General features: G+C 75.7%; 8 protein-coding genes and 1 pseudogene. 5 read left to right on the top strand and 4 right to left on the bottom strand.

Annotated elements, in window-relative coordinates:
• Positions 1-211 (bottom strand): annotated as a pseudogene (locus G5C65_RS38680) (hypothetical protein); the annotation flags it as partial.
• A 204-nt stretch (positions 212-415) separates the two neighbouring features.
• Here G5C65_RS38680 and G5C65_RS27755 point away from each other — a divergent pair.
• Complete coding sequence (locus G5C65_RS27755; protein WP_165301766.1) at positions 416-1,093, top strand: GntR family transcriptional regulator; 678 nt, start codon at positions 416-418, stop codon at positions 1,091-1,093.
• A 41-nt stretch (positions 1,094-1,134) separates the two neighbouring features.
• Positions 1,135-1,644, top strand: coding sequence for a YbaK/EbsC family protein (locus G5C65_RS27760; protein WP_165301767.1), 510 nt, complete (start codon positions 1,135-1,137; stop codon positions 1,642-1,644).
• Between the two features lie 57 nt (positions 1,645-1,701).
• Here G5C65_RS27760 and G5C65_RS27765 read toward each other — a convergent pair whose 3' ends face one another.
• A complete protein-coding gene (locus G5C65_RS27765) occupies positions 1,702-2,493 on the bottom strand; it encodes an SAM-dependent methyltransferase (protein ID WP_165301768.1) in 792 nt (263 codons plus the stop codon).
• An 81-nt stretch (positions 2,494-2,574) separates the two neighbouring features.
• Here G5C65_RS27765 and G5C65_RS27770 point away from each other — a divergent pair, with 81 nt between their 5' ends.
• Positions 2,575-3,501, top strand: coding sequence for a sigma-70 family RNA polymerase sigma factor (locus G5C65_RS27770; RefSeq protein WP_165301769.1), 927 nt, complete (start codon positions 2,575-2,577; stop codon positions 3,499-3,501).
• A 44-nt stretch (positions 3,502-3,545) separates the two neighbouring features.
• Here G5C65_RS27770 and G5C65_RS27775 read toward each other — a convergent pair whose 3' ends face one another.
• Complete coding sequence (locus G5C65_RS27775; protein ID WP_165301770.1) at positions 3,546-4,265, bottom strand: class I SAM-dependent methyltransferase; 720 nt, start codon at positions 4,263-4,265, stop codon at positions 3,546-3,548.
• 294 nt (positions 4,266-4,559) lie between these two features.
• On the opposite strand from G5C65_RS27775, the gene G5C65_RS27780 reads away from it, so the two are divergent.
• On the top strand, positions 4,560-5,546 hold the full coding sequence (locus G5C65_RS27780; RefSeq protein WP_165301771.1) for a GlxA family transcriptional regulator: 987 nt from the start codon (positions 4,560-4,562) through the stop codon (positions 5,544-5,546).
• A gap of 44 nt (positions 5,547-5,590) precedes the next feature.
• Positions 5,591-6,205, top strand: a complete 615-nt coding sequence (locus tag G5C65_RS27785; protein WP_165301772.1) for a DJ-1/PfpI family protein — start codon at positions 5,591-5,593, stop codon at positions 6,203-6,205.
• A gap of 9 nt (positions 6,206-6,214) precedes the next feature.
• Here G5C65_RS27785 and G5C65_RS27790 read toward each other — a convergent pair whose 3' ends face one another.
• The gene (locus G5C65_RS27790) at positions 6,215-7,006 is read right to left on the bottom strand and encodes an SAM-dependent methyltransferase (RefSeq protein WP_165301773.1); all 792 of its coding nucleotides are present in this window, start codon (positions 7,004-7,006) and stop codon (positions 6,215-6,217) included.
• Positions 7,007-7,058 lie beyond the last annotated feature (52 nt).

Below are 7,058 nucleotides of genomic sequence, written 5' to 3' on the forward strand. Positions count from 1 at the left end.
GTTCGGTCCCGCCCGGCACCGACGGCTGGGGCCCGGCGCCCGCAGCGCGCCCTTCGGACGGTGCGGCGGGCGGCGCGTCGGGCGGGGCTGCCGCCGTGGCCGCGCCCGTCCAGAGGCTCAGGCTCAGGGCCAGGGCCAGGGTTCCGGCGCCCAGCGCCCGGGGGAGCTGCGGGCGTGCGCGTAACGAGCATCTTCGGTCGTTCCGGCTCATGGGGCTCTCCTGTGGGGGGAGAAGGGGGTGTCACTGCGTCGTTGCAGTGAACAGTAGAATTTCACACATCACATGGCACAGGGAACCCCCCGGACCTGTCCGCTCCCGGGTGCACGGGGCAGGGGCGGCGGCGCGCCGTCGTACGATCAGCACCACACGAGCGCCCCGCTCAACCGTCCTCTGCCGCCGAGGAGCAGCGCGTCGATGACCGCAGACCGCCCCCTGAAGCTGCCCGCTGTGCCGGACCGGCGCAGCATCCGCGACCATGTCGCGCACGCGCTGCGCGCCGCGCTGGTCGCGGGCGAACTGCGCCCCGGGGCCGTCTACTCGGCGCCGCAGCTTGCCGCCCAGTTCGGCGTCTCGGCCACGCCGGTACGGGAGGCGATGCTCGACCTCGCCCGCGAGGGCATGGTGGAGGCGGTCCGGAACAAGGGGTTCCGGGTGACCGAGCTGTCCCGGCGGGACCTGGCCGAGTACGTCGCCGTCCGGGAGCTGATCGAGGTGCCCACCGTCGGCGAGGCGGCCCGCACTGCCGACGCCGCCCGGCTGGAGGAACTGCGCCCCGTCGCCCGCGAGATAGTGGAGGCGGCCCGCGCCGGCGACCTCGTCGGCTTCCTGGAGGCCGACCGCCGCTTCCATCTGGCCCTGCTCGGACTCGCCGGGAACCGCCGCCTGGTGGAGGTCGTCGGCCAACTGCGCGGGCACTCCCGGCTGTACGGCCTCGCCGGCCTCGCCGAGACCGGCCAGCTGCTGGTGTCGGCCGAGGAGCACGAGGTGCTGCTGGAGCTCGTGCTGGCCGGGGACGCGCCGGCGGCCGAGGAGTGCATGCGTCGCCACCTGGGGCGGCTGCGCACCCAGTGGGAGACCCCGGCGGAGGGCTGACCCCGCCCGCGCGCCCCGCGGGGTTGCCGTAGGGTCCGGGGATGGACAGCGACGACCGCGCCCCCGAAGCAGTGCGCCCCGCCGGGGTTCTGGCCTCGCGCGGCGCGCAGTTCCGCCTCCGCGAGCACCCCGGTGTGACCCGGATCGACGAGGTGTGCGCGGCACTCGGCGTTCCGCTGGGGCGGACCGTGAAGACCCTCGCCTTCGTCACCCCCGGCCGCCGGCTCGTGCTGGCCGGGCTGCGCGGCGACGCGCGGCTGCGGTACGGCGAACTGGCGCGCGCCGCGGGGGTGCGGCGCGCCGACCTGTCGCCCGCGGGCCCCGAGGTGCTGGGCGCGCTCGGCATGGAGCCCGGCGGGCTCTGCCCGGTGTCCGCCGACACCTCGGCGGTGGTCGTCTTCGACGACGCGGTGTCCGGCATGGGCACCGTCTACTGCGGCAGCGGACGCGCCGACAGCACCGTCGAGATCGACGCGCGCGACCTCATCGCCGCCGTCCCGGCCCCCAAGACCGCGCCCATCGCCCAGCCGCCCCCGGACGGCGCCTCCTGACCGCGGGCACCGCGCGCCGCGCCGCGGCTGCGGTCCCAGGGCGGCCCCAGGGCGGTCTCAGGGCTTCCGTCCGACGCCGCCGTACGTCGTCACCGGCACCGGCGCGAACGGCTCCGGGTCCGGCCGCCACTCGGTCACCGGCACCACGCCCGGCTCCAGCAGCTCCAGCCCGGCGAAGAACTCCCGCAGCTGCCCGGGGCTGCGCAGATGGTAGGGCGCCGCGCCGGAGCTGTTGTACCGCTCGTGCGCCCGGCGGCGCTCCGCGCTGACGTCGGTGCCGTCGCTCAGCGTCAGGAAGCTCCCCGGGGCCAGCGCCCCGACCAGCCGCGCCACCAGCGAGCGGGCCCGCGCGTCGTCGGCGACGTGGCCCATGATGCCCTGCAGCGTCAGGCCGACGGGCCGGGAGAGGTCCAGCGTCTCCGCCGCGGCGCGCAGGATCGCCTCCGGCTGGTGCAGGTCGGCGTCGATGTACGCGGTGGCGCCCTGCGGCGTGGACGTCAGCAGCGCGCGGGCGTGCGCCAGGACGAGCGGGTCGTTGTCGACGTACACGATCCGCGCCTCGGGGGCGACGCGCTGCGCCAGCTCGTGGGTGTTGTCGACGGTGGGCAGCCCCGTGCCGATGTCCAGGAACTGCCGTATCCCCGCCTCGCCCGCCAGCAGGCGCACCGTGCGGGCGAGGAAGTGCCGCGAGCCGCGCGCGGCGTCCACGATCCCCGGGAAGACCCGCGCGAACTCGTCCCCCGCGCGCTGGTCCACCGGGTAGTGGTCCTTCCCGCCCAGCCAGTAGTTCCAGATGCGTGCCGAGTGCGGCACGGTGGTGTCGATGCGTCCCTGCGACTGCTGCTCCATGGCAGCGCAGTCTTCCCGTCTCCCGGCGCGCCGGGTAGAGGGCGTCCGCGTACCCTCGGTGACGATCGGGAAGGACGGCGGATGGACGACGCGCGGGACCGGCTGGCGGAGCGGTTCGAGACCCACCGGGGCGAGCTGCACGCCGTCGCCTACCGCATGCTCGGCTCGTCGGCCGAGGCGGAGGACGCCGTCCAGGAGGCGTGGCTGCGGCTCGGCCGCGCCGACGCCGCGGAGATCGGGAATCTGGCCGGATGGCTGCGGACGGTCGTCTCCCGGATCTGTCTGGACATGCTCCGCTCCCGCGCCTCGCGCCGGGAGGACTTCGTCGGCGAGCGGATGCCCCACGGCGCCGAGCCGGACGCCGGGGCCGTGGAGAGCGGGCCGGAGAGCGAGGTGCTGCTCGCCGAGTCGGTGGGCCGCGCGCTGCTCGTGGTGCTGGACGCGCTGGGGCCGGCCGAACGGGTGGCGTTCGTGCTGCACGACGGGTTCGCCGTGCCGTTCGACGAGATCGCGCCCATCGTCGAGCGCTCGCCGGCCGCCGCGAAGAAGCTCGCCAGCCGGGCGCGGCAGCGGGTACGGGGCCGGCACCCGGATCGGCACGGCGCCCCGGACGGGACCAGCGCCGGATCCGCCGCCGAACTCGCCCGGAACCGGCGGGCCGTGGAGGCGTTCCTCGCCGCGGCGCGGGACGGGGACCTCGGCGGCCTGCTGGAGGTGCTGGCGCCCGACGTGGTGCGGCGCGTCGACCCCGCCGCGCTGCCGCCCGGGGTGCCGCCGCTCTCGCGCGGAGCGCGGACCGTGGCGGAGGAGACGGTGGTCCTGGGGCGCCCGGCGCGGTTCGCGGAGGTGGCGCTGGTGGACGGGAGCATGGGCGCTGTCGTCGCGCCCCGGGGGCGGCTGCGCCTCGCGCTCACCTTCGTGGTCGAGGGGGAGCGGATTGCGGGATACGAGGTCATCGCCGAACCGGCTCGCCTCCGCGCTCTCGACATCGCCCTCCTGGACGGCTGAGTTCCGCACCGTGTCGGGCAGCGCGGCCGGCGCGCCGCGTCAGGTCAGCCTGAGTGCTCCGGCAGCCGGGTGGCCAGCACCAGGCGGCAGCGTGGGGAGCCGTCCGGGCGGACGCCCAGCTCGGACAGCGGGTGCAGCGTCACCCCGAACCCGGCCGCGCGCAGCTCGCGCCGCACGTCCGTGAGCGGCCAGGTGCGGTAGTACATGACGAACGGCGGCCGCCACACCGCGTTCCGCACCCGCATCGCGGTGTCGAACGCCAGCAGCGACCAGTAGGCCGGCGTCCCCGGGCGCGCGGGCGCCGCCAGCGGGAAGGCGAACCGGCCGCCCGGCCGCAGCGCCGTGCGTACCGCGGCGAACAGCCGCGGGCGCTCCCGGGGGAGGAAGTGGCCGTGCGCCCCGAAGCTGACCACCAGGTCGAACGAGCCCGGCGCGAACGGGAGCGCCAGCGCGTTGCCCCGTACCCAGGTGCCGTCCGGCGCCGCGGAGCGGGCCCGGTCCAGCATGCCCGCGCTGAAGTCGAGGCCCGTCATCCGCTTCCGGCACACCGCGCGCAGCACCCGCGCCCCCGCGCCGGTGCCGCAGCACAGGTCGAGGCCCGTGCCGAACGGGCCGTAGGGGCGCAGCACCCGCACCGTGGCGTTCAGTACCCGGTCCGGGGTGCGGTAGGGCGTGTGGTCGAACTTCGGTGCGAGCAGGTCGTAGCCGTGCTCGACGGACGACAGCGCCTGTGCCGTCAGCTCGCGGAACGTGGGACGGGCCATCGGCCCAGCCTAGGCGGTGCCTTCCGGGCCACGAGTCCCCGGCGTCGGGAGCCGCGCCCCTGGCGGGGCGCGGGGCGCGCCAAGCCACTGCGGTGCCGCACCCCGCGACGAGCCCCCAGGGGCAGCCCCTTCCCGCGCGTCGCTGACTGCGGGTCCGTCGTGGCAGGCCGCGCAGTTCCCCGCGCCCCTGGCGGGGCGCGGTCCTGGACGAGGGGGTGCTGGAGCTCCGGATGGCAGGAAAGGTGGGGGATCCGTCATTGCGGACGGCGCGGCCGCGCTTGAAGAATCGGACGCATGACACGTTCGGTGCTGATCGTCCTCTTCGACGGCGTGCAGAGCCTCGATGTCACGGGCCCCGCCGAGGTGCTGGCGGGCGCGGACGCCTTCGCCGGCGGGGCCCCGGGCGCCGCGTACCGGATCCGCACGGCGTCGCTGGACGGCGGTGCCGTGCGCACCTCCAGCGGGCTGGCCCTGACGCCGGACGGCGCGCTCACCGACGCGGGGGCCGCGCCGCACACCCTGGTGGTGCCCGGCGGACCGGGTTCCCTGCGGGACGACCCGCCGCTCGTCGACTGGCTGCGCGCCCACGGCCCGCGCGCCGCCCGCCTGGTGTCCGTGTGCACCGGGGCCCGGCTGCTCGCGGCGGCGGGACTGCTGGACGGCCGCCGGGCGACGACCCACTGGGCCTACTGCGACACGCTCGCCCGCGACCACCCCCGGGTGGAGGTCGACCCCGACCCCCTCTTCGTGCGCGACGGCCGACTGGCGACCTCCGCCGGGGTGACCTCGGGCATCGATCTCACGCTGGCGCTGGTGGAGGAGGACCTGGGCCGCGAGACGGCGCTCGCCGTCGCCCGCCATCTGGTGGTGTTCCTCCGCCGCCCGGGAAACCAGGCGCAGTTCAGCGCCCAGCTCTCCGCGCGGACCGCGCGGCGCGGTCCGCTGCGCGACGTCCAGCGCTGGATCGCCGACCACCCCGGCGACGACCTGTCCGTCACCGCGCTCGCCGCCCGCGCCCGGCTCTCGCCACGGCACTTCGCCCGCGCGTTCCACGCCGAGACGGGTATGACGCCGGGCCGCTACGTGGACCGCGTCCGCCTCGAACACGCGCGGCGGCTGCTGGAGGACACCGCCGACGGCGTCGAGGAGATCTCCCGGGCCTGCGGCTACGGCACGCCCGAGGCGATGCGCCGCGCCTTCGTCAGGGCGCTGGGCACCGCGCCCTCCGACTACGCCCGCCGCTTCCGCACCACCACCACCGCCCCCTCGGCCGCGCACTGACCGGCCGCACACCCCGCCGAGCCCCGACCACCGGAAAGGTCCTCATGCAGATCGCGATCCTGCTCTACGACGAGTTCACCGCTCTCGACGCCATCGGCCCGTACCAGACGCTCAGTTCGCTGCCGGACGCCGAGACCGTGTTCGTCGCCGAACGGCCCGGCCCCGTGGTCGACGACAACCGCACCGTGGCCCTGGAGGCGCACGCGGCGCTCGCGGACGTGCCCCGTCCCGACCTGGTGGTGGTGCCGGGCGGCCCGGCGCCGGACCTGGAGAACCCGGCGCTGCGGGACTGGCTGCGCGCCGTGGACACCACGGCCGTGTGGATGACCTCCGTGTGCACCGGCTCGCTGCTGCTCGCGGCCGCCGGCCTGCTGAAGGGCCGCCGGGCCACGGGCCACTGGCTGGCCCGGGAGCAGCTCGGCCGGCTGGGCGCGGAGCCGACGGGGGAGCGGGTCGTCTTCGACGGCAAGTACGTCACCGCCGCGGGGGTGTCCTCCGGTATCGACATGGGCCTGGCCCTGGCCGGGCGGATCGCGGGGGACTCCTTCGCGCAGGGCGTCCAGCTGATGATCGAGTACGATCCGCAGCCGCCGTACGACGCGGGCTCGCCGGAGAAGGCCCCGGCCGCGCTGGTGGAGCGGTTCCGGGCCGGGGGGTGAGCCGGACCGTCACACGACCCGGCCGACTCCCGCGTACATATTGACATCCGTGTCGGGGACCGGCGGCGCGCCCGGGTCGGGCCGCCACCGGTTCATCGGCACCACACCGGGCTCGACCAGCTCCATCCCGTCGAACAGCGCCACCACCTCGTCCCGGGTGCGCAGATACATGGGGACGCCGCGGTCGGTGTAGCGCTGCGCCATCTCCGTCACCTCGTCCGGGGTGATGTCCCCGGTCGCCGTGGTCAGCGCCAGACAGCTGCCCGGCGCCAGCGACGCGGTCAACTCCCGTACGAGACCGGCCGCGTCCTCCACGAACTGCAGCATCGCGATCACCGTGACGCCGACCGGGCGGGACAGGTCGAGGGTCTCCAGCAGCTCCGGCGAGCCGAACACCCCGCCCGGCTCGCGCAGGTCGGCCTCCAGATACCGGGTGCGGCCCTCGGGGGTGCTGGCCAGCAGCGCGCGGGCGTGCGTGAGGACCAGCGGGTCGTTGTCCACGTAGACGACGCGGGACGCCGGCGTGATCTCCTGCACGATCTGGTGGAGGTTGGGCTCGGTGGGGATGCCGGTGCCGATGTCGAGGAACTGGGTGATGCCCTCCTCGGCGGCCAGCCAGCGGCCCATCCGGTGCATGGTGGCCCGGTTGATCCGCATGCTCGTCGGGAGCTTCGGCCAGGCGGCCCGGAGGTCGTCGGCGGCTTCCCGGTCGGCGGGGAAGTGGGTCTTGCCGCCGAGTATGTAGTCGTAGACCCTCGCCGAGTGCGGCTCGCTGGTGTCGATGCCCGCGGCATTGCGCATATGTGCCTCCGTGGTCGAGTGCTGCCCGACCAGTGTGCGCCCCATGTAGTCC

Origin of the sequence: Streptomyces boncukensis (genome assembly GCF_011045075.1) — a bacterium.
GTDB lineage: Bacteria > Actinomycetota > Actinomycetes > Streptomycetales > Streptomycetaceae > Streptomyces > Streptomyces boncukensis.

Excerpts from the sequence above, each read along its gene's own strand:
- G5C65_RS27755 (WP_165301766.1), top strand. The coding sequence starts at position 416 with ATGACCGCAGACCGCCCCCTGAAGCTGCCCGCTGTGCCGGACCGGCGC.
- G5C65_RS27760 (WP_165301767.1), top strand. The coding sequence starts at position 1,135 with ATGGACAGCGACGACCGCGCCCCCGAAGCAGTGCGCCCCGCCGGGGTT.
- G5C65_RS27765 (WP_165301768.1), bottom strand. The coding sequence starts at position 2,493 with ATGGAGCAGCAGTCGCAGGGACGCATCGACACCACCGTGCCGCACTCG.
- G5C65_RS27770 (WP_165301769.1), top strand. The coding sequence starts at position 2,575 with ATGGACGACGCGCGGGACCGGCTGGCGGAGCGGTTCGAGACCCACCGG.
- G5C65_RS27775 (WP_165301770.1), bottom strand. The coding sequence starts at position 4,265 with ATGGCCCGTCCCACGTTCCGCGAGCTGACGGCACAGGCGCTGTCGTCC.
- G5C65_RS27780 (WP_165301771.1), top strand. The coding sequence starts at position 4,560 with ATGACACGTTCGGTGCTGATCGTCCTCTTCGACGGCGTGCAGAGCCTC.
- G5C65_RS27785 (WP_165301772.1), top strand. The coding sequence starts at position 5,591 with ATGCAGATCGCGATCCTGCTCTACGACGAGTTCACCGCTCTCGACGCC.
- G5C65_RS27790 (WP_165301773.1), bottom strand. The coding sequence starts at position 7,006 with ATGCGCAATGCCGCGGGCATCGACACCAGCGAGCCGCACTCGGCGAGG.